General features: G+C 33.4%; 22 protein-coding genes. 7 read left to right on the top strand and 15 right to left on the bottom strand.

Annotated features, from left to right (window positions below):
• Positions 1-5: 5 nt before the first annotated feature.
• Positions 6-2,366: a glycogen/starch/alpha-glucan phosphorylase gene (locus BN2746_RS01340; RefSeq protein WP_055078073.1), complete on the bottom strand. Its 2,361-nt coding sequence runs from the start codon at positions 2,364-2,366 to the stop codon at positions 6-8.
• 140 nt (positions 2,367-2,506) lie between these two features.
• On the opposite strand from BN2746_RS01340, the gene BN2746_RS01335 reads away from it, so the two are divergent.
• From BN2746_RS01335 to BN2746_RS01315, 5 genes are read left to right on the top strand one after another with little or no spacing between them, the layout of a single operon-like run.
• On the top strand, positions 2,507-3,577 hold the full coding sequence (locus tag BN2746_RS01335) for a D-alanine--D-alanine ligase family protein (RefSeq protein ID WP_055078072.1): 1,071 nt from the start codon (positions 2,507-2,509) through the stop codon (positions 3,575-3,577).
• Positions 3,577-4,962 carry a UDP-N-acetylmuramoyl-tripeptide--D-alanyl-D-alanine ligase gene (locus BN2746_RS01330; protein ID WP_055078071.1) on the top strand — a complete coding sequence of 462 codons (1,386 nt, stop codon included), beginning with the start codon at positions 3,577-3,579 and terminating at the stop codon, positions 4,960-4,962. The genes BN2746_RS01335 and BN2746_RS01330 overlap by 1 nt, the downstream gene beginning before the upstream one ends.
• Positions 4,959-5,393 (top strand): DUF188 domain-containing protein, encoded by a 435-nt coding sequence (locus tag BN2746_RS01325; RefSeq protein WP_055078070.1) that lies wholly within the window; start codon positions 4,959-4,961, stop codon positions 5,391-5,393. Before BN2746_RS01330 ends, BN2746_RS01325 begins: the two co-directional genes overlap by 4 nt.
• Before the next feature lies 1 nt (position 5,394).
• Positions 5,395-6,312 carry an ABC transporter ATP-binding protein gene (locus BN2746_RS01320; RefSeq protein WP_055078069.1) on the top strand — a complete coding sequence of 306 codons (918 nt, stop codon included), beginning with the start codon at positions 5,395-5,397 and terminating at the stop codon, positions 6,310-6,312.
• On the top strand, positions 6,312-7,544 hold the full coding sequence (locus BN2746_RS01315; protein WP_055078068.1) for an ABC transporter permease: 1,233 nt from the start codon (positions 6,312-6,314) through the stop codon (positions 7,542-7,544). Before BN2746_RS01320 ends, BN2746_RS01315 begins: the two co-directional genes overlap by 1 nt.
• A 46-nt stretch (positions 7,545-7,590) precedes the next feature.
• Here the strand turns inward: BN2746_RS01315 and BN2746_RS01310 are convergent, their stop codons facing one another.
• Entirely contained in the window at positions 7,591-9,672 is a 2,082-nt protein-coding gene (locus BN2746_RS01310) for a heavy metal translocating P-type ATPase (RefSeq protein WP_055078067.1), read from the bottom strand.
• A gap of 2 nt (positions 9,673-9,674) precedes the next feature.
• Complete coding sequence (locus BN2746_RS01305; RefSeq protein WP_055078066.1) at positions 9,675-10,013, bottom strand: ArsR/SmtB family transcription factor; 339 nt, start codon at positions 10,011-10,013, stop codon at positions 9,675-9,677.
• A 130-nt stretch (positions 10,014-10,143) separates the two neighbouring features.
• Between BN2746_RS01305 and BN2746_RS01300 the strand changes: the two genes are divergently transcribed.
• Positions 10,144-11,628: a cell wall-binding repeat-containing protein gene (locus BN2746_RS01300; RefSeq protein ID WP_055078065.1), complete on the top strand. Its 1,485-nt coding sequence runs from the start codon at positions 10,144-10,146 to the stop codon at positions 11,626-11,628.
• A gap of 36 nt (positions 11,629-11,664) precedes the next feature.
• On the opposite strand, the gene BN2746_RS01295 is transcribed toward BN2746_RS01300, so the two are convergent.
• The 4 genes from BN2746_RS01295 to BN2746_RS01280 form a co-directional block, all read right to left on the bottom strand.
• Entirely contained in the window at positions 11,665-11,910 is a 246-nt protein-coding gene (locus BN2746_RS01295; protein ID WP_055078064.1) for a glycine zipper family protein, read from the bottom strand.
• Between the two features lie 170 nt (positions 11,911-12,080).
• On the bottom strand, positions 12,081-13,448 hold the full coding sequence (locus BN2746_RS01290) for an amidohydrolase (RefSeq protein WP_055078063.1): 1,368 nt from the start codon (positions 13,446-13,448) through the stop codon (positions 12,081-12,083).
• 59 nt (positions 13,449-13,507) lie between these two features.
• Entirely contained in the window at positions 13,508-14,173 is a 666-nt protein-coding gene (locus BN2746_RS01285; RefSeq protein WP_055078062.1) for a hypothetical protein, read from the bottom strand.
• Between the two features lie 9 nt (positions 14,174-14,182).
• On the bottom strand, positions 14,183-14,899 hold the full coding sequence (locus BN2746_RS01280; RefSeq protein ID WP_055078061.1) for a DUF5058 family protein: 717 nt from the start codon (positions 14,897-14,899) through the stop codon (positions 14,183-14,185).
• Between the two features lie 259 nt (positions 14,900-15,158).
• Here BN2746_RS01280 and BN2746_RS01275 point away from each other — a divergent pair, with 259 nt between their 5' ends.
• Positions 15,159-15,713: a TetR/AcrR family transcriptional regulator gene (locus BN2746_RS01275; protein WP_055078060.1), complete on the top strand. Its 555-nt coding sequence runs from the start codon at positions 15,159-15,161 to the stop codon at positions 15,711-15,713.
• A gap of 64 nt (positions 15,714-15,777) precedes the next feature.
• On the opposite strand, the gene arsS is transcribed toward BN2746_RS01275, so the two are convergent.
• Genes arsS through BN2746_RS01235 form a run of 8 tightly spaced genes read right to left on the bottom strand, consistent with a single transcriptional unit; the run spans position 15,778 to position 21,065 of the window.
• Positions 15,778-16,713 (bottom strand): arsenosugar biosynthesis radical SAM (seleno)protein ArsS, encoded by a 936-nt coding sequence (arsS, locus tag BN2746_RS01270; protein ID WP_055078059.1) that lies wholly within the window; start codon positions 16,711-16,713, stop codon positions 15,778-15,780.
• The gene (locus BN2746_RS01265) at positions 16,713-17,051 is read right to left on the bottom strand and encodes an arsenosugar biosynthesis-associated peroxidase-like protein (protein ID WP_055078058.1); all 339 of its coding nucleotides are present in this window, start codon (positions 17,049-17,051) and stop codon (positions 16,713-16,715) included. The genes arsS and BN2746_RS01265 overlap by 1 nt, the downstream gene beginning before the upstream one ends.
• Positions 17,052-17,486 (bottom strand): C-GCAxxG-C-C family protein, encoded by a 435-nt coding sequence (locus tag BN2746_RS01260; RefSeq protein ID WP_055078057.1) that lies wholly within the window; start codon positions 17,484-17,486, stop codon positions 17,052-17,054.
• A complete protein-coding gene (locus BN2746_RS01255; RefSeq protein WP_055078056.1) occupies positions 17,483-18,436 on the bottom strand; it encodes a (Fe-S)-binding protein in 954 nt (317 codons plus the stop codon). The genes BN2746_RS01260 and BN2746_RS01255 overlap by 4 nt, the downstream gene beginning before the upstream one ends.
• Positions 18,433-19,101: a TIGR04283 family arsenosugar biosynthesis glycosyltransferase gene (locus BN2746_RS01250; RefSeq protein WP_055078055.1), complete on the bottom strand. Its 669-nt coding sequence runs from the start codon at positions 19,099-19,101 to the stop codon at positions 18,433-18,435. The genes BN2746_RS01255 and BN2746_RS01250 overlap by 4 nt, the downstream gene beginning before the upstream one ends.
• Positions 19,098-19,760, bottom strand: coding sequence for a TVP38/TMEM64 family protein (locus BN2746_RS01245; protein ID WP_055078054.1), 663 nt, complete (start codon positions 19,758-19,760; stop codon positions 19,098-19,100). Before BN2746_RS01245 ends, BN2746_RS01250 begins: the two co-directional genes overlap by 4 nt.
• On the bottom strand, positions 19,723-20,439 hold the full coding sequence (locus BN2746_RS01240) for a TVP38/TMEM64 family protein (RefSeq protein WP_055078053.1): 717 nt from the start codon (positions 20,437-20,439) through the stop codon (positions 19,723-19,725). The genes BN2746_RS01245 and BN2746_RS01240 overlap by 38 nt, the downstream gene beginning before the upstream one ends.
• Complete coding sequence (locus BN2746_RS01235; RefSeq protein ID WP_055078052.1) at positions 20,436-21,065, bottom strand: TIGR04282 family arsenosugar biosynthesis glycosyltransferase; 630 nt, start codon at positions 21,063-21,065, stop codon at positions 20,436-20,438. Before BN2746_RS01235 ends, BN2746_RS01240 begins: the two co-directional genes overlap by 4 nt.
• Positions 21,066-21,074 lie beyond the last annotated feature (9 nt).

Below are 21,074 nucleotides of genomic sequence, written 5' to 3'. Positions count from 1 at the left end.
TCTCTCTATATGTTCCAAATTTCATCTGCATACTCTCTAATAGTTCTATCTGAAGAGAACTTTCCTGCGTTTGCAATATTTTTTAAACTCATCTTAGCCCACTTTTTCTTATCTTTATAGGCTTCGTCAATCCTTTCATGGGCTTTCCTATATTCATGAAAATCATAAAGCACATAATAGTTATCTGCAAAAGGGTCTCTTTCATTTACTAAGGCATTATATATCTCCAAGAACATATACGATCCATTGTCATTTATTTCATCGGATAACAGTGTGTCCACAGTTCTCTTTATTATTGGATCCTCTTCATAAAGTTTTCTTGGATTATAATCATCTTTAATATCTCTAAGTTCCTCAACTGTCGCTCCAAATTGGAAGTTGTTTTCAACTCCCGCCTCTTGAAATATTTCGATATTTGCACCGTCATATGTTCCAAGGGTCAAAGCTCCATTAAGCATAAATTTCATATTTCCTGTACCTGAGGCCTCTTTACCCGCTGTTGATATCTGTTCAGACACATCACATGCAGGATAGATTTTTTCTCCATAGGTCACTCTAAAGTTTTCCACAAATACAACTTTTATCTTTTCTGATACAACCGGGTCGTTATTAACAAGTTTTGCAACTTCATTTATGAATTTTATTATTGACTTTGCTCTAAAATAACCAGGGGCTGCCTTTCCTCCAAAGATAAATGTTCTCTTTGGTATATCAAGTTCTGGATTTTCTTTGATTGTGTGATATAGATAAACGATGTGAAGGGCATTTAAAAGTTGTCTCTTATACTCGTGAATTCTCTTAACTTGAATGTCAAATATGGAATCAGGGTCAATGTCAATTCCCTCGTTTGTCTTTATATATTTCGCAAGTTTCTTTTTATTATTTTGTTTTATATCCCAAAGTCTTTCAAGAACCTCATCATCGTCAAGATATTTTTCAAGCTCTTTTAGTTTTGACAAGTCCTTTGTCCATGAGTCATCACCAAATAGTTCTGTAATTAATTCTGAAAGCTCAGGGTTTGAATATAGTAACCATCTTCTTGGTGTTATTCCATTAGTCTTATTCAAAAATTTATTTGGATATAGCTCGTAAAAGTCCTTTAGTGTTTCATGCTTTAAAATCTCTGTGTGAAGTCTTGCAACTCCATTTACTTTGATTGAAGTGTGGATTGCAAGGTTTGCCATCTTAACAACGCCGTCACTGCATATCTCCAAGTGCTCTATCTTTTTATCATCATAATTTTTTGCCTTTAATTCAAGTCTAAATCTTCTGTCAATCTCTTTTATAATTTCAAGGCATCTTGGATTTGTGGTGTCAAGAATATCTTCTGTCCACTTTTCCATGGCCTCTTCTAAGATGGTGTGGTTTGTAAAGGCAAACACTTCGCCAGTAATCTTCCATGCATCATCCCATGATAAAAAGTTTTCATCCATAAGCACTCTCATAAGTTCTGGAATTGCCATTACAGGATGTGTGTCATTTAATTGAATTACATGATATTTTGAAAAATCTTTAAACTTAATATCAAGTGGAAAATTCTTTTTATATCTTGATACCATATCTTGAATTGAAGCAGAAACGAAAAAATATTGTTGTTTTATCCTTAATATCTTTCCTGCTTTTTGTGAGTCATTTGGATAGAGTACTCTCGTAATATCTTCAGCCCTGTTCTTTGCTGACATGGAGTCATCGTATTGAAAATTGTTGAACTTCATAAAATTAAATCCATCAACAGACTCCGCTTGCCATAACCTAAGTGTATTTACTCTATTGGATCTATATCCCACTATGGGACTGTCATATGGAACTGCATAAACCATCTGATCTTTGAACTTAACTATCTTGGTGTCAGCTTGGCGTCTTATAGACCAGTTGTCTCCAAGAGATGTCCAATCGTCTCCCTCTTCCATTTGAAACCCTTCTTTGAATGACTGTTTAAAAAGTCCTTGAGAATATCTAACTCCATAGCCTTCAAGAGGTAAGTCTTCCGTTGCAGCAGACTCCATAAAGCAAGCTGCAAGTCTTCCAAGGCCTCCGTTACCAAGAGCCGGATCTTCTTCCACATCTTCTATGGCTCCAATAGATACATTAAGAGCATCTAAAGTTTCTTTAACTTCATCATAGATCCCATAATTTAAAATATTGTTTCCAAGGGATCGTCCTATTAAAAACTCCGCTGAAAAGTAATAGGCTTTTCTTTTATATTTATCTTCTTTTCTCGTCCTAATCCAATCGTCATTTATATCTGACATTATTGCAAGTGAAAGTCCATCATATTTTTCTTTCGTACTAACTTCATTTACATCTTTACCTGTTTTATATTTTATAAGATCTTTAGTCGTATCTAATACTTTTTTATCTGTCATTAATAACCTCCTCATTTAGAAGCTCTTACTTTTTTACAATGTAATTTATACCTCTAAGTAATATTATAGTATACTTAAATTGAAAAGACATCAAAATTATAGTATTATAAAGCTATTCAATGTGATAGGAGATTGTAAATTTGAAAAATATATTTGTCATCTATGGTGGAATATCCGTAGAACATGAAGTATCTATTCTCTCTGCACAAAATGTTATTAACGGATTGGATAGAAAAAAATTTAAAGTTTACCCTTTGTACATAGATAAGAAGGGTCGTTTCGTTTCATATGGAGAATGTAAAAATTTTATTGAAGACTACAATGAACTCAAGCTTAAAGGCGAAGGCACTGTCTCTTCTTCCATAGCAAAATTTTTAAAAGAGGTCTATAAAGAAGGAGAAGAAAATGTATTCTTTCCTATAGTTCATGGCACATATGGAGAAAATGGTGAACTGCAAGGCTTTTTGGAAATAATTGACGAACCATATGTAGGCAACTCCGTTGTATCTTCTGCAATTTGTATGGACAAAGCCTTTTCAAACCAGCTCTATGAAGAAAATAATATTCCTCAAGCAAAATTTAGAGTCATGACAAATCTTTCATATGAAGATGATTTAAAAAATAAAGATGAAATCATAAAATGCTTAGGTCTACCAATGTTTGTAAAGCCATGCAACTCTGGTTCTTCTATTGGAATTACAAAAGTTCACACAAAAGATGAACTTGAACAAGCGGTTTTGGAAGCTTTGAAATTTGATAACAAAATTTTGTTGGAAGAAGCCATCATTGGAGATGAACTTCAAGTTTCAGTTATAGGAAATGAAAACCCGGTAGCTTCTCTACCTGGCGTTTCAAGGGTACAGCAGGAATTTTACAACTATGAAAGCAAGTACTTTGACGACAGAACCATTCACATCGTTCCCTTTGAACTGAAGGATGGAGAAACTGAAAAAGTTCAAGAGCTTGCAAAAAAAGTTTATAAACTATGTAACTGTTCTGGTTTTGCAAGGGTGGATATATTTTTACGAGACAGCGACAGGAAGATGCTTGTAAATGAAATAAACACTGCACCTGGAATGACCAATCACTCTATGAGCACAATGCTTTGGAAGGTCACTGATGGAACAGAATTTTCAGAACTTTTGGAAAAATTAATTGATTATGGAATAGAAAGGTACAATAAGGATAAAGAACTTATAAGGTTAATATAATGATTGAAAGAAAACTTTTAGATATTGCAAGAATGTGCGATGGGGAACTTTATAATATCTCCCATGGTGATATAGATATTAAAGGTGTTTCCACTGATAGCAGAACCGTTGAAAAGGGAAACCTCTATATACCAATTGTAGGAGAAAAATTTGATGGTCACGACTTTGCCTTCGACGCTCTTGAAAAGGGAGCTGCTGCCATTCTTTGGGAAAAAAAGAGATTTCTACCAAGAAACGATATTCCTGTAATTATTGTTGAAGACAGCTTTAAAGCTATGACAAAACTTGCAAAAAGTTATAGGCTATCTTTAAAATGTAAAGTGGTTGCCCTTACAGGTAGTAATGGAAAGACAACTACAAAGGATATTATTACAGGACTCTTAAAACAAAAGTATAAAGTAGATTGCACAAAAAAGAATTTCAATAATGAATATGGTCTTCCAAGGACGATTTTTGAATTAGACGAAGACTGTGAGATTGCAGTATTGGAGCTTGGAACTGAAAAGTTTGGTGACATATCTCTACTTACAGATATTTGTCAACCTGATTATGCAATTATCACAAACATTGGAGATTCTCATCTATTAAAACTAAAGACAAAAGAAAATATTGCAAGGGCAAAGTTAGAAATTCTTGAAGGCTTGGATGAAAATGGAATTTTCTTATATAACTACGATGATCCAATTTTAAGAAAAGTTGTAAAAGAATTTAAACTTCCAGAAAGGACCTTTACCTATGGCATGGACAAGGACTGTGACTTTGTAATAGAACCAGGCATAGCTGACGCTTCTGGAACAACATTTACAATGGACAGCCACATCTATACAGTTCCATTACTTGGACAACATCAAATGTATAACGGTGGCATCGCAATAATAATATCAGAATTTTTCAACTTGGATTACCCGACAATTGCAAAAGGTCTTACCGACATTGAACTGACAGGAATGAGAAACGAACTGATTCATCAAAAGAACTTCGACATATTAAACGACTCTTACAAATCAAACCCTCAATCTCTTGAAGCTTGCTTGAGAACCATTTATAGCTTAAAGGACTACGACAAAAAAATTGTAGTAATTGGAGATATGTTGGAACTTGGAGTTGATGAAGTTCAAATTCACAAAGACATTGCCGATGAACTGGATCCTCAAAGACTGGACTATGTTCTTACAATTGGTACTTTAGCAAAAAACATTTCAGATGTTGCTAAACAAAATTTTCCTGAAGACACCTGCTTTCACTTCGATTCAAAAATAGAACTGGTAGAGAAACTAAAGGAAATAATTACACCAAATACATTAGTTATGGTCAAAGCTTCAAGGGCTATGAAACTTGAAGAAATAGTTAATAGTCTAATCGAATTTGAAGGGTCTTTAAATTGATAATTTATGTTGATGGGGATAGCTGTCCAGTTATCCCCATTATTAAAGATATTTGTAACAGTAAAGATTTAAAGTATATGGTCATCTCTGACTACAACCACGATTTAAAAGTTCCTGAAGAAAACCGATTTATCGTTGACTGTGAACAGGACGAGGCAGACCTTTATATCGCAAATAGAATAGAAAGTGGCGATTTTTTAATCACTAACGATATGGGACTTGCATCAATGGTACTTGGTAAAAAGGTCACTGTTTTAAATTTTAACGGAGATTCTATAAACCTAAATAACATTGATGTATTTTTATTTCAAAGGCATGTGGCTTCAAGGGAAAGAAGAGTTAACATTTATAATAATAGGGTAAGAAAAAGATGTAGAAAAGATGATGAAAGCTTTAAAAATTCTCTTCTGAATATTTTAGATGGGAGGTAATATGAGACTAGAACTAAATAATATTTGTAAGTCCTTCTCAGAAAAAGAAATTCTACACAATGTTAGCTTTGATGTGGAAAGTGGAAGGGCAATGGGCTTCTTAGGAAGAAATGGTGCAGGTAAAACCACTACCATCAGAACTTTAATGAATGTTTTTAAACCAGACAGCGGTGAAATTTTATTAGATGGCAAGAAGTTTAAGCGACATGACCACAAAATAGGATACTTACCAGAGGAAAGAGGACTTTATGGAAAGATTTCAATCTTAGATCAACTTGTGTATCTTGGTGAACTTAAGGGCATGAGTAAAAAAGCAGCTCGTTCTTCTGCTACGAACTTACTTGAAACCGTTGAACTAAGTGAACACACTAATAAAAATCTGGACACACTATCGAAGGGAAATCAACAAAAAGTACAAATCCTTCAAGCTGTTATTGATGATCCTGATATTGTTATCCTTGACGAACCCTTTAGTGGACTTGACCCAGTCAATGCTTCTGTATTAAAAAATATAATTAGAGATTTGATTTCTAAGGAGAAAATCGTAATTTTTTCAAGTCATCAAATGTCCTATGTAGAAGAGTTCTGTGATGATGTAACTTTTATTAAAAGTGGCAAAATCATTCTCTCTGAAAATTTAAATAATTTACAAAATAGATATAGAGAGGGCAGATATAGAATAAATTTGACACAGGATTTAAGTAATGTAGAAGATATTTTAAAAGCTGCTGGGGCCCAAGGTGTAAATAAAGATAAAAAATCTTTTATAGTTAATTTGGAAAGCGGAAATTCAGATATGTTTTTAAAAAACTTGTTGACAGAGGGACTGTCAATTAAAAGTTTTTCCGATTATATTCCTTCACTGGAAGATATTTTTATAGACTTGGATAAAAAAGATAGTTTAGGAAAGGACGAATAATGAGAGATACTTTTACTATATTTTCATTTGAATTAAAAAACAGATTAAAACAAAAAACTATAATAATAACTACTCTTATCTTTATACTTCTTGCTTTTGCAACTCCATTTATTCCAAGAATAATTTCTTCAGTGAAATCCTCTGAGGACAAAGATTCGATTAATACTTCTAAAACTAAAATTGGATATATGATAAATGACGAAAATGTGGATAAAAACTTTGTCACAACATCAATTAATGGATTTGACGCCGTTGAATTTGAGGATTTGGACTCAATGAAAAAAGCCATTAGCAACGACGACATCGAATCGGGATTTTTATTTAAAGGTGAAAGTGCTATAGATGGTTATTATAAAAACCAAGGCATAGGAGTTGATGACTCCAGTAAAGTTCTTATGGAACAGGGCGAAAGCTATTTAAAAAGCAAGAAGCTTGAAGAACTAAACATAGGACAAGGGGAATATGATGAGGTATCAAATATAAAACTAAAAATCAATCCCATCTCTTTAGGTAAAAATGCCAGCACTGGATTCTTAGCAGGATATATTGGAATGTTCATAATGTATATGACTGTTATACTATTTGGAAACCAAGTTGCAACTTTAGTTGCTAGGGAAAAGTCCGATAGAACCATGGAGATACTCATAACTACTACAAAGCCAACTGGACTAATTGTGGGAAAGGTATTTGCTACGGCTGTATTGGCCTTAGCTCAAATGTTACTTATAATCCTTGCCTTGTTCATCGGATATAAGCTAAACAAATCCTTCTACCCTCCAGAGCTTTTAGATATGATTACAGCTTCACTAAATCCAAAGTCCATCATAGTATTCTTAGCCTACTATTTACTTGGTCTTTTACTATATCTCTTTATCTTCGCATCCCTTGGAGCACTTGTTTCAAAGGTGGAAGAGGTTGCAAATGCTGTAGGTCCTATCTCTGTCATAATCATAGTATCTTTTATTTTGACAAGTTCTTCAATGTCAAAACCTGATTCTACAATATTGAGAGTTATATCATTAATACCTTTCTCAAGTCCTATAGCGTTTTTTACAAGATACAATTTAATAAGTATTCCTATTATGGATTTTGTGATTTCTCTAGGACTGTTAATATTATCTATAATAATATTTGCCTACCTGTCAATCAGAATCTATAGACTTGGTACTTTGAATTATGGAAATAGAATAAACTTATTTAAGGCAGTTAAAATGCTTAAAGATCAAGATTAAAAAATAGACCCTGGAAAACATCAGGGTCTATTACTTTACTCTTTTATCAGTTTTTCTTTATAAACATAATTCTTAGTGAGTTAAACACTGCTATTAATGACACTCCAACGTCTGCAAAAACCGCCGCCCACATATTGGCATGGCCCATTACGCCAAGTATCATTACAATAAATTTAACTCCCAGGGCAAATACGATATTTTCCATCGAAATAAGTTTTGTCTTCTTGGAAATTCTATGGAATAGGGAAAGTTTTTTAAGTCCATTACCCATTAGTGTTACATCTCCAGACTCAATTGCAGCGTCACTTCCAAGTTCTCCCATTACAATTCCCACATCTGAAATTCTAAGCACTGGTGCGTCGTTAACTCCGTCTCCTACAAAGGCAACTCTTCCTTCTGCACTTTCCTTGATTTCGTTAAAGGACTTAACCTTATCCTGTGGTAGTAGGCCTGCCCTATATCCATCAAGCTTTAATTTTTTTGCAACTTCACTCGCAGATATTTCTCTATCCCCTGTAAGCATTATAATATTTTTTATGCCTTGCTCTTTAAGTTCTTTTATAGTCTCTCTTGCATCTTTTTTTATGCTGTCAGCAATTTCAATATGGCCTAAAAATTCTCCATTCTTAGCAACATATATCATTGTGCCTGAGCTTTCCACTTCTTCAACTAAAATTTTATTTTCTTTTAACAACTTGCTATTTCCTAAAAGAATTTTTTCTCCTTCAAGTTCTCCACTAAGACCTTTTCCAGGGATGTCCTTAATATTTTTTATGTCCAAATTAACTTCATCTTTATAGTAGTTCCTTATAGACAGAGCTATTGGGTGGTTTGAATGTTCCTCCATCTTTTTAGCTATGGATAAAAGTTCTTCCTCGGTGCAGGACTTTGCCACCACATCTGTAACTTTAAATGAACCTTCCGTTATTGTTCCAGTCTTGTCCATTATGATTGTATCAACCTTAGACATGGACTCCACATAGTTTGAGCCCTTAACTAAGATACCATGTTTAGAGCTTACTCCAATTGATGCAAAGTATGCCAGTGGAATAGATATTATCATGGCACATGGACATGAGATTACTAAAAATGTAAGAGCTGTATATATCCACTTTATAAACTCCTCCTTTAAAATAATTGGAGGAAGTACCGCTATCACAACAGCTGCTATAACTACAATAGGTGTGTAGTAACGAGCAAACACCGTAATGAAATTTTCTGTTTCCGACTTCTTGTTGGAAGCATTCTTCACAAGGTCCAGTATTTGACTTACTGCCGAGTCTTTGTATTCTTTTCGTACCTTTGCCTCGATGACTCCTTCATTGTTAATGGATCCAGAAATTATTTCATCTCCAATAGAAACATTTACAGGCATTGACTCTCCTGTTATTGAAGACGTGTCAAGAGAAGTCTCTCCCTTTATCACAATTGAATCAACGGGAATTTTTTCTCCAGGAAGTATTCTTATGATATCACCTATTTTTAAAACTTCTGGTTTTACAACTTCAGTCTTTCCATCTGAAACTAAATTGGCAGACTCAGGCTTCATCTTAACCAAGTTTTTTATTGACTTGGTGGAGCTGTCAACGGCCTTGTCTTGTAAATATTCTCCAAGGGTATAAAGTAACATTACCATGACTCCCTCTTCTCGTTGTCCAATGGCTATGGCTCCAAGAGTGGCAATGGTCATTAAAAAGTTTTCATCAAAAATCTGCCCCTTAGTAATATTTATAAAGGCAGTTTTTAATATTGGAAGACCTACAACAAGGTATGCTGAAATTTCAAGTATTAGATTTAAAGTGGAATTTTTTTCTTTTATTAGGTAGGCAATAACCATAAGAAGTGCCGAAATTGCCATAGAAATTATTTTTTTCTTTGACTCTGGTTCTTCCTCTTCCACTTCTTCCATTTCATCCACAACTCTAAATCCAGTTCCTGGTTCAATCCTATCAACTATTTTCTTACATTCTTTAAGAGTTTGTTCATAGTTTCCATCTTCAGTTTCTATATTTAGGGTGCTATCTATTACATTTACATTTGCAAATTTTACATTTGGAAGATTATTTATCTCCCTTTCAATCTTTGCACCACAATTTGCACATTTTAATCCATCTAATTTAACTTCCATAATTATTCCATTATATGGTCAAGACCACTGTTTATAATTTCACTAATATGTTCATCGTCCAAACAGTAGTAAATGACCTTACCCTCCCTTCTATTTCTTACAAGTCTTGCCTGTTTTAAAAGTCGTAATTGATGACTGATGGCAGACTGACCCATGCCAAGTACATTGGACAAATCCGACACGCAGAGTTCTCCTTTACCTAAAGTAAGAAGTATCTTTAGCCTTGTAGAATCTGAAAACATTTTATAAAAGTCTGCCAAGTCATAAATATCCTCCTCTATGGGCAGAGACTCTTTTGCTTTTTCAATTTTATTTTTATCTATATTATCTTCATTATCCATATTCATCCTCCTATGAATATATGAGCAACTGTTCATGTGTTAATATTATAATACCAATTCAATTTTTTTATGTCAATACCCTTTGCAATCCTTTTAGCAATAGATTATTATATGTGTAAGGGAGGATAGAATGAAAAACAAATATTTTAAAAAATTAATTACGATTTTGCTTTGTGTGTCTATGTTAGTACCCCTAAGTTCAAAATCTATTGCTGAAGAAATAAATTCTTCTACACCTATACTTGGAAAATCAACAACTACAGTTCATCAAATGAAGCTATGGGCAAGGTCAAGAAATGCAAATCAATTATTTATTGACTTAGCTCCTCTATACTATTCAGTTTCTGTTAAAAGTGGGGTTGACCCAGCAGTAACTTACACCCAATCTGCAAAAGAGACAAACTTTTTAAGATTTGGTGGAGTATTAGACGCTTCTTACTTTAACCCATGCGGACTTAAGACCACTCAAGGTGGCGGAGACAAAGAGCCTTCGGCACACACAAAATTTAAGTCATGGGAAGAGGGAATCACGGCTCAAGTTGATCACCTGGCACTTTATGCTGGAGCAAATGGTTATCCAAAAGAAAACACACCAGACCCAAGACATTTTCCTGCAATTTATGGCAAAGCTCCAATGGTTGAAGATTTAGGAGCAAGATGGGCACCGAGCAAAGACTATGGTGTGGAAGTAGTTTTACTTATGAAAGAACTACATTCATTTCCATACTCTTCTGTTAAAAGAATTTCTGGAAACACAAGATTTGAAACTTCGGCGCTAATAAATAAAAACGCAGATGTGGATTCAGACATTGCAGTAATTTCAAATGGTCATTCATTCCCTGATAGTATTGCAGCGTCAATCCTTGCGGGCAATTTAAATGCCCATCTACTACTAAGCGACCCTAATAGAGTTACTGGAGAAATTTCAAACACAATAAACACTGGAAAGATTTCAACAGTGTATTTAGTTGGAGGAAATAATCTACCTAAGAGCTATATTGATACTTTAACTTCAAAGGGAATTGATGTTAGATACTTAAAAGGAAAGAGCAGATACGACACCGCAGTTAAAGTTGCCAAGGAAGATAGCTCAAAAGACATAGTATTTTTAGCAAATGGAGTTTTATTTCCAGACGCACTTTCAATTGCTGGCGTTGCTAAAATGAAAAATGCAAATCTGCTATTTACAGACGGAAAGACTTTAAGCAGTGATGTTATGAATATAATTAAAAATGCATCGGAAGTTTATTTAGTTGGTGGGGACAATTCAGTTTCTAAGGGAATTGAAAACAAGATAAGAAATATTGTACCATCTGTTTCAAGAATATCTGGTAAGACAAGATATGAAACCTCTGTACAAATTGCAAATAACTACTATAGTAATCCTGAATTTGTATTGTTAGCATCAGGCGAAGACTTTGCAGATGCCCTTTCAGGAACAACTCTTTCAAATAAATTAAATGCACCAATTGTGCTAAGTAAGAAGACACAAGCACCAAACGAACTTATATCTTACTTGAAGTATAAAAAAATAAATACACTTTATATCCTTGGAGGAAATGGTTCCGTTAGTGGAGCAGTAGAAAAACAAATAAAATCAATTTTAGATGTATAGACAAAAATCTCCCATGAAGGGAGATTTTTATTATTTTTATTTTTTTATATTCATTCCTACAATCATTCCAAGTAGCATTCCTATGCTTGTGCCAATTGCGAGATTTTCTACACCCCAAGCAGATCCTATGGCTGTACCAAGGCCCATACCTATGGCCATACCCTCTGCCATGGCGTTGTCATCTTCATTGTTACTTTTATTTTTATTTTTAACAAGCTTTATTATATAAACCACCAATATGCACACTAAAATAAGTGGTGATATTATTTTTAGTATTTTCATTTTGCCTCCTAAATTAAAACTTAATTTAATTTCCATAATAATTTTAGCAAGGTTTTAAATACTCTTCAAGTCCATACAAAAAGACGACGGAATTTCCATCGCCTTGTTTTAGCTAAACTTAGCTTAAATCTAAAACTAAAATTCAAACTTTATGTCTACTCTTTTACTTCTTACTTAATCTCTAATTCTTCTGTTATAGGACATATATACTCTTTCCCCATCATGTCTTTTTCAAAATCTTTTTTTGCTTTATCTACTAATTCTTTGTTTTTCATAAACTTAAGACCAGAAAGAGCCATTGACTTTGCAGCATAAATCATTCCCTTAAATCCAATATCCATTCCTGCACAAGCTGTATTTTGCCAACTATGTCCTGCTGCTCCTATATTTGTTGTTGCCGTTAAGAAAAATATCCCTGGACAAATATGATGTACATCTCCTACATCAGATGAACCATAAGAGTCAGAGTTGCTAACTATAACTTCTCCTTCATATAAAGCAATATTATTTTTATCATCTGACGCATATGAACCTTTGTTAGCTTTTTCTTTTTCCATTTTTTTTGCAAAATCTTTATCAGATTCTGACCACTCCTGCTTCGGAATTTCATTCATCGATTCTAAAAGAACATCTGCAATTACTTTATTAGGCATTGTATTATAACAACCACCTAAATATTTTACTTCTACTTCAGTTTCTGTCATCATAGCTGCTCCTTTAGCTATCTTTTTTATTCTCTCATATATGTCAACAACTGTTTCTCTTGAAAGTGCTCTTACAAAATACCAAGACGATGCCGTATCAGGTACTATATTTGGAGCTTTTCCTCCATCTAATATACTATAGTGAATTCTAACATCATTTGTTACATGTTCTCTCAAATACTGAACACCTACATTTGTTAGCTCAAGAGCATCCAATGCAGAACGTCCATTTTGAGGATCTGCAGCAGCATGAGCCGTTGTACCTTTGTAATGTATTTCAAATGTATTAAGAGCAGTTAATTTTCCTAGTAATATTCCATTAACATTTCCTGGATGCCACGAAAAACTAATATCTAAATCTTTAAACGCACCTCCTCTTGCCATAAATCCTTTCCCGGTCAATTCTTCCTCTCCAGGGCAACCATAAAAAACAACGGTTCCGTTTAAATTGTTTTTTTCAATTTCATTTTTTAATGCAATAGCCGCTCCTAAGTGTGCAACACCCAATAAATTATGTTGACAAGCATGTCCTGGAGCTCCCTCTTTGACTGCTTCTTTGTGAGTACTTACAACTTGGCTCATTCCTCTAAGAGCATCATACTCTCCTAAAAAACCAATAACTGGCTTACCTGATCCAAAAGATGCTCTAATTGATGTTGGTACTCCATAATCTCCTATCTTGACTTCAAAACCTTCTTTTTCTAAAAATTCTCCAAACCATTTTGCTGCATTATATTCTTCAAAAGAAATTTCTGGATTTTCCCAAATTTTTTTGCTTAGATTTATCAACTCATCTTTTTTCTCATCAATATATTTTGAGATATTTTTTTCCATAATTTACCTTCCCTCTGACTATCAGATTCTAAATCAAAAACCTTTTTATTAAATTAGCTTTATTTATTAATACTTTTTTTATAGACAAAAACAGCAACTAAAATGCTAATTAGAACATTTGCTGGAATCATTATTGCAAATGAATTAATTTTTAATACTAATAACATAATCAATCCTGTGGATAAGGCTAATAACCCTAATTTCAAATCTTTTACAGCATACATACCAAATGCAGCTCCTAATATTGAAGGTGCTACATATGTAAAAGATTCTAATACTGCAGGTGGAAATATTGACATAAGTGCTTGTCCGCCAATTGCTGCTACGGTTACTACAATAATATTTGTTACAACTGAGCCAGCTATCCCTAAAGTAGAAACTAGTTCTGCTTTTTTTGTTCCTGGTTGTGTTCCAAGAGATTCTTGTGCTATAAGAGAACAAGGGACCCTCATATTGCCTATATTTCCTGCTATAAATGACATATATGTTCCTGATAGTCCTAAAACAGGAAAATATGAAACAGCTTCAACAATTGCTACAATTAAAAACACAGAAAGAACCAGGCCCCATCCCTTAAGTATTGATGCAATTCCCGGGAATGTATCAAATTTAAAATACAGCATAAACGCAGGAAATAAACTTGTAATTACAGCTAATAAATTAACTGCTCTTCCTACCCTTATAATCGGTTTTGTAAATATCTTATCGTAATTATTATTTTCCATTTCTTTCTCCTATCCTATTACTCTCTTGCATATTACTCCTGCTATCATTCCAATAACCATTGCAATTCCCAAAGTATACTCTGTAAGTTTAGGATGTTTCTTTGCAATATTATGGAGAATTACCATCGATACTAATGATAATATACCTGATGCTATAGCCGCTGGATTTCCTTTTATACCTTTTGCAATTTCATTTGCAAAGAAGAAACCAACAGCTCCACAAACAGCTCCAACGGAAATAACACCTAATAACTTTGCATCTCCACCGGTAATTTTTTTGCTTGCAACATCTAACTTATCCGCAAAAAGACCTGAAATTATAAGCCATGAAGCACCATTCAGTGCAGTTACCCATGCTGCATTTGCAAAATGAACTAAGCTATATTCTGGAGATCCAAGAGTAGTACCCATTGCGTTAGCTGCTAATTCGGCCGCTCCTAACTCTGTTGGCGCAGCTCCAATGATTGATAAACGTACCCAGGCTAATGGTCCCCCAATTTGTGAACTTAGTCCCAACATTACTACAAATACACCAAACGCTGGCCCTATCGCTGACATCGCTCCAATTTTAAACGCTTTTGAAACTTCTCCCGATCCCATGTCAACCAGCACAGATGCTTCCTTTACTTTTTTATAAAAATACAATGCTTGATAAATTACCAATAATACTGTAGGTACACAAGCAATCCATAGCCAAATCGAATTGGCTGCTTCCATATACGGCATAATAACCTCCTCGTTTTTTAGAATCGTTTTTATAGATTCATATTTTATGATTTTATTATTTCATATAAGATTATTATTTCAATTTACAACTACATCGCTTTGTCGTGATATAGTTATGAAAACCTTTTTTCGTACTTGAAAAAGTACATTTTTATGAAAGTTTAATTATTATGTTACATTTACTATAATTTGTAATTTCTTGAGTTTGTTTAATATTGTTTATATTTCTCAAATAGCTTATAATTTATGTGGTGATATTATGGAAAACGTTTCAAATAAAGATATTTTTTCAAAAGCTTTAATCGAATTGTCTAAAGAAACAAAAATAAAGAATATAAATGTTATTGATATCGTTGAAAAATCAGGATTATCTAGGCAAACATTCTATAGGAATTTTTATAATATTGATGATTTAATCTATTATATACATAAAAAAAATGTTGAGCCAGCACATCTTGCAATGGAAAGACTAAATAACTCTTCGTCTTTGTCTGATTTGTATATAAACTTAATGGATTCAAACAGAAATTTTTATAAGCAAATTATCTCTTTTAATCCAAACAGTCCCTTTGTCGATAGGTATATTATTGAGACTAAAAAAAATATGCTAATTTATACCTTCAATCAAAATAGCCAAGAGATATTGAACAATAAAGTTTTGTATTTTGACTATAATTTTTATTGTATAGGTTATTGTACTTGTTTATTACAGTGGTTAAAGGACGATAAAAACTTAAGCGCTAAAGAAATATCTGAAAGCTTTAAAAACTTAGTCCCTAAAAGTTTATTTCGATTTATAAAAAATAAAAAATAGGTAGTTAATTTTTACTACCTATTTGTATAAATCTTTTTTGCTAAACTTAGCTTAATGAACCACCTCAGGATGACCCTGCTCCAGCTGTACATCCATAGCAGTGATCTGCGGTCATAACTTTTCTCTTAAAGTCAAAACCTTCTGGTATCTCTTTTATATTTAACTGTCCTTGGCATTTAAATCCAAGGCTTAGGTTAAAGTCACAGTCATAAATACTACCGTCCCAATCCACTGATATGGTGTCAAGGCACATTAAGTTTTCAACTACTTCGTCATTAAAAGCAGATTCTAACTTCTTCATATATCTTTCGTAGTTGCCTGATCTTTCAAGCCAGTTTCTAAAGCGGCCTATGGGCATATTGGTAATTGAAAATAGATTACTAAAAACTATTCCATAGTCTTCTTTAAGTTTGGATCTATATACATTTTCTAAATCTTCTTGATTTCCTGGTAAAATTGCTCCCGATGGATTGTATACTAAGTTTAATGGAAGCTCTGTTCCATATCCTAACTGGTTTAACTTTTGCAATATTATTATACTGGAGTCGTAAACACCCTCTCCCCTAACTCTGTCAGTCTTTGACTTTTCGTAAAAGGGAAGGGATGCAAAAATTTCAATTCTATTGTCTTTTAAAAATTCTAAATCGTATCCATCTTCAAGATAGATTGATAAATTTGTCCTTACAATTATATTTTCCGCACAGTCCCTTAGCTCTTCTATTAGATATTTAAAAACTTTTGACATTTCTGGAGCTCCCCCAGTTAAGTCAAGCACCTTGAATCCTTCTCTTTTAAAAACTTCTACACAGGCCTTTGCTGTTTCAAAGTCCATATCTTCTGTTCTATTTGGACTGCAGCTTAAGTGGCAGTGTTTACATGCAAGGTTACATATTCTTGTTAGATTAATCTGCATGGTAGATGGAGTGGAGTTTGCCACAAGTTCTCCGGCTCTTTCAAAAAACGGGGTTACAATTCCTAATTTTTCGTTTCTTTTTTCCATTAAATCTCAAGTTCATCCACAATTTTTGACATTTGAATTCCATGGGCAAGAGTTGCTCCCCCTGTTATTGCCGATGCAACATGAACCGCTTCCATCATTTGTTCTTTAGTGTATCCACTTTCTAAAGACGCCACTGTATATGCTTCGATGCAGTAAGGACATGAAACTGCGTGGGCAACTGCAAGGGCAATTAGATTTTTTTCTCTTGTTGTTAGTGCGCCTTCTTCAAATACAGGACCATAGTACTTTAAGAAGCTATCCCAAAGTTCTTTTCCACTTTCCCCAATTTTTCCATTATTAAAATCTTCTAAGTCTTTTCTCTCAAAATAATCTCTCATCTATTTTTCCTCCAATTTTTCTATAATATTTATGCTATTTATAACGAGTTTGGGACAAATCGCCTTGAAATCTGGATTTTTCTTTGCAAACTCCATAACCTTTTCTTTGTCTCCAACATTTACTCCAAGAATATCTTCACAGCGACGTTCCATTGATATCTTTTGAAACTCCAAGTCAAACTCTTTTATTTTTTCCTTAAGAATAGACCTGTCGCTATTTTCTAAATCATTTCCATAGATTAGTCCAAGGGCCATATATGCACCTGTTATAGCACCACAAACATCTCCCTTTCCCATACCTCCACCAAATGCAGAAGTAATTTTAAGTGCTTTATTAATATCAAGGCCGTTTTTTTCTGCAAAATATGAAAATACTATTTGAGCACAGTTACATCCTTTTGAACTCATCTCTCTTTGAAATTCAGTAGCTGTCATCTATTCCTCCTATAATTTCTAATTTGTAGACTCCCTTTTAAGAAACCTAAACTTTCTCTTTCTTCTACATCCATTATCTCACATAAAATATGTCCAGTTAATTTAATTTCATTTTTCCTAAATCTACCAGAGCAGCTGGCACAGTAGGTAGTAACTGGTATGTCATATTCCCTAAGTTTTTCCACGAATCCATCGGCAAGTTCACGCTCTGTACCAAGGGCAAGTCCACCAAGACCACAGCATTGCACATTTTCAAATGGCGTTTTTAGATTTGGTACAAAATATCTTATGTGTTCCAACACCTCTTTTGTCTGTCTGTCGGGACATGGTATAAAGATATTTCTCTCTTCTTCTATTTTTTTGCCAAGTCCAAGCTCTTTGAGCTCTTCATATATAGAAACAACTTCAATGTCGTAGTGCTTCTTAAAGAAGTAGTAACAGTTCATGCAAGCTGTTACAATTTTTTCTATACCCTTTTCTTTAAAAATACCCTCAAGCCTATCCTTGTCTTTTTTTATTCTCTTTTCATCTCCAGTTTCATAAACAGGTTTCCCGCAACAATCAAGAGAAAAATCAATTCCATTTTGGATAAATAAATCGATTAATGCCTTTGTAGTTTCAGGATATTGTCTGGGAAATGAACATCCTAAAAAAAGTAGTGTCTTACTCTTCTTTTTAGAATTATTTCTAAATATGTATGGGGATTTTTCAAATTTCATCATTCCAAAACCTTTTTCTTCACCCATTCTAAGTTCAGTTGAAACCTTTCTACCATCAAGGTCCAGAGGACATACCTGTTTACACACACCACATAAAAAGCAGTGATATTTTAAATCTTCACGTTTAGTATAGTCTTTTAAATTTAAGTGGTACTTAGTTAAAAAATCACAGTTTTTTGTACATTTTCCACATTCAATACATTTTTCATTTACATAATCTAAATAGCTCATCTTACATTCCTATACCTTTCTGCAATCTCTTCAGGGCTTACTCCCTTTCTATACATGTGTTGATATTTTTGCATCTTATACATAGTCTTTAGCATGCCACCCTTTTCATATCTAATTGACCTTGTAATTATTTTCGAGTTACACTGCCTAATCTTTATTCCTAAATCCTTTATGTCCATGGACAGTTGATAGTCTTCCATTAGGGGAATCTCCCTATATCCACCGATTTTTTCAAAAAGCTCTCTTGTTAAAAATATACCCTGATCTCCAAAGGCTATGTTTCTTCGTCTTACCCTAAAACGGGACATATAGCCGCATATCTTCATTAGTGGATGGCCTAAGTCAAAATATATTTTCAAGCAGCCTGCTGGGCTAATTTTTATGCCATTTTGAACCTCATCAAGTATATTGTCTTCAATTATACTGTCAGCGTGCAAAAATAAAAGAATTTCTCCAACAGACTTCTTTGCTCCATAATTCATTTGAAATGCTCTTCCCTTTGAAGCAAGAAGTATTCTTTCATCTGAATATTTTTCTATTAAATTTTCATCTTCTTCTGTTATAACAAAAAGCAGCTCATAGTCTCCTTTTAGTTTATGTTTTTGAGCTAAAAAGTTTTTCAAAGCTGCTTCATCTTTATATATAGGTACTATAATGGAAATCATAATTTTCCCTTTTTCTTTAAATATTTTGTCAATAGGTTAGATAATATTACTAAAACTATCATGAAGATAACAGAAAATACAAATTCTTTCGATTTGTAATTTATCGCCTTATCTCCCATATTTAAATAAACCGCTGTTCCTGGCATAATTCCAAGTATTGAAATTATTATATATTTTTTAAGACCTATATCCAATAATCCTGACATATAGTTAATTAAATTATATGGAATAATTGGGGTAAGTCTCAGTACAAATAAATAAAATCCTATATCAGTTTCCTTTGATGCTATTCTTTCCTTAACATCTTTACTTAAATGTTTCTCAAGATACTTATCAACCTGTTCTTTGCCAATATACTTCGCAATTAAATACATTAAAATACAGTTTATAGATGCACCTATAACAGTATAGAAACTTCCCTTCCAAACACCAAAGGCAAGTCCTGCTGCTAATGCTAAAACCGGCACTGGAAAGAAGAAAATTGGTAAAATTGAAAATAGCAAGATGTAAATGAAAGGGGCAAACCCTCCTCCACTTTGTATTATGCTTCTGACTCTTTCAAGAGGCAGATATTTAATTACAAAAAATGATATAACAACTATCAGTACAGTTATTAATATCTTACTTAACTTCTGTAGATTTTTTTGCTTGCTTTTCATTATATATCTTCTTAATCATAAAAATAATTACAGATAATGCAAATAGACAAAGTAGTCCTATTACTAAAGTCTTTGCAGATCCACTTAGTTCTCCAACTTTTGAATAAATTAGTGTAGCAGGAAGTTGTCCAATACCTGTTGCAATAAAGAACTTCCAGAATCCCATAGGTGTAAGTCCTGCTGCATAACTTACTGCATCAAATGAAACAAATGGTAGTAGTCTACAAACAAGGATTGTATAGTTTCCATATCTTTCAAAGAATCCGTCCACTGATTCAAGAGCTGTTTTTGTTGCAATCTTTTCAACTACATCTCTACCTAAAATTCTTGCAATAAAGAAACACATTGCCGCTCCAACCATTGCAGATGACCAAGATAATATAGCACCCTTCCACCATCCAAAAATAGCTGCGTTTGCAAGTGTAATAAAGAATGCAGGTATAGGAGACATGATTGATTGTAAAATCATTAATAAGAATGATATTACTGCTGCGTATGTGCCATATCCTCTAATATATTCAATAACTCCATCTAAGTCCAATTTTGTAAGTGTCTTTACTGCACTATTAATACCACTATTTACACTTGGAACAAAAAAGTAAACAAGCAGACATATAGCTACTACTATAACTAAGGCTATACGTTTCTTACTTGCACTGGTCATTTTTTTCTCGCTCATTTTACTCTCCTTTCAAATTCATCAATATCCTTTTTATTTCCTGTAACTTTAAAAAAGTCATCTATTTCGTCAACATCAAATATCTCTTTAAGAAGTCCATATGTAAGATCTTCTCTTTCTATTCTACCAATTAAATTTTCCAAAACCCTACCATGACTTGACTTTATCTCTTCAAAGGGGGAACTTTCTTTTTTCTTCATACCTATTAGACAGTAACCTCCATCTTCTACAGGTCCAAGAACTATGTCTTTATCCTGAAGTACTTCAAAGGCATTTTCCAAATAATCTCTATCTATTCCTATTAGGTCTGAACCAAGTAAAATAACTTTATCATAACCTAAATCCAACACATCAAAGATTGCATTTTTCATCTTCTCATTTAAATTTTGTCCTATCTGAGGATAGTAATTGTTCTCACCTATAAGGCCAAAAAGAACTTCCTTTTTTTCAATTGGATTTATATATATGAACACATCTGCATTTGTCTCTTTGATACTTTTAAAAATAGACTTTAGCATAATCTCATGAATTCTACATGCCTCTTGTGAAGAAAAATCTTTTATAAGCCTTGTCTTTGTAAGTCCAGGGAGTGGAACTCTTGTAAAAAAAATTATCGCTTTTTTCATTATAAAAAA

The sequence above is a fragment of the Lagierella massiliensis genome (genome assembly GCF_001407835.1).
Taxonomy (GTDB): Bacteria; Bacillota; Clostridia; order Tissierellales; family Peptoniphilaceae; genus Mediannikoviicoccus; species Mediannikoviicoccus massiliensis.
Note: the sequence above shows the minus strand (reverse complement) of the source record. Positions and strands in the feature narration are given on the sequence as shown.

Coding starts and splice junctions, on each gene's coding strand:
- BN2746_RS01340 (WP_055078073.1), bottom strand. CDS start 2,366: ATGACAGATAAAAAAGTATTAGATACGACTAAAGATCTTATAAAATAT.
- BN2746_RS01330 (WP_055078071.1), top strand. CDS start 3,577: ATGATTGAAAGAAAACTTTTAGATATTGCAAGAATGTGCGATGGGGAA.
- BN2746_RS01320 (WP_055078069.1), top strand. CDS start 5,395: ATGAGACTAGAACTAAATAATATTTGTAAGTCCTTCTCAGAAAAAGAA.
- BN2746_RS01315 (WP_055078068.1), top strand. CDS start 6,312: ATGAGAGATACTTTTACTATATTTTCATTTGAATTAAAAAACAGATTA.
- BN2746_RS01310 (WP_055078067.1), bottom strand. CDS start 9,672: ATGGAAGTTAAATTAGATGGATTAAAATGTGCAAATTGTGGTGCAAAG.
- BN2746_RS01305 (WP_055078066.1), bottom strand. CDS start 10,013: ATGGATAATGAAGATAATATAGATAAAAATAAAATTGAAAAAGCAAAA.
- BN2746_RS01300 (WP_055078065.1), top strand. CDS start 10,144: ATGAAAAACAAATATTTTAAAAAATTAATTACGATTTTGCTTTGTGTG.
- BN2746_RS01295 (WP_055078064.1), bottom strand. CDS start 11,910: ATGAAAATACTAAAAATAATATCACCACTTATTTTAGTGTGCATATTG.
- BN2746_RS01290 (WP_055078063.1), bottom strand. CDS start 13,448: ATGGAAAAAAATATCTCAAAATATATTGATGAGAAAAAAGATGAGTTG.
- BN2746_RS01285 (WP_055078062.1), bottom strand. CDS start 14,173: ATGGAAAATAATAATTACGATAAGATATTTACAAAACCGATTATAAGG.
- BN2746_RS01280 (WP_055078061.1), bottom strand. CDS start 14,899: ATGCCGTATATGGAAGCAGCCAATTCGATTTGGCTATGGATTGCTTGT.
- BN2746_RS01275 (WP_055078060.1), top strand. CDS start 15,159: ATGGAAAACGTTTCAAATAAAGATATTTTTTCAAAAGCTTTAATCGAA.
- arsS (WP_055078059.1), bottom strand. CDS start 16,713: ATGGAAAAAAGAAACGAAAAATTAGGAATTGTAACCCCGTTTTTTGAA.
- BN2746_RS01265 (WP_055078058.1), bottom strand. CDS start 17,051: ATGAGAGATTATTTTGAGAGAAAAGACTTAGAAGATTTTAATAATGGA.
- BN2746_RS01260 (WP_055078057.1), bottom strand. CDS start 17,486: ATGACAGCTACTGAATTTCAAAGAGAGATGAGTTCAAAAGGATGTAAC.
- BN2746_RS01255 (WP_055078056.1), bottom strand. CDS start 18,436: ATGAGCTATTTAGATTATGTAAATGAAAAATGTATTGAATGTGGAAAA.
- BN2746_RS01250 (WP_055078055.1), bottom strand. CDS start 19,101: ATGATTTCCATTATAGTACCTATATATAAAGATGAAGCAGCTTTGAAA.
- BN2746_RS01245 (WP_055078054.1), bottom strand. CDS start 19,760: ATGAAAAGCAAGCAAAAAAATCTACAGAAGTTAAGTAAGATATTAATA.
- BN2746_RS01240 (WP_055078053.1), bottom strand. CDS start 20,439: ATGAGCGAGAAAAAAATGACCAGTGCAAGTAAGAAACGTATAGCCTTA.
- BN2746_RS01235 (WP_055078052.1), bottom strand. CDS start 21,065: ATGAAAAAAGCGATAATTTTTTTTACAAGAGTTCCACTCCCTGGACTT.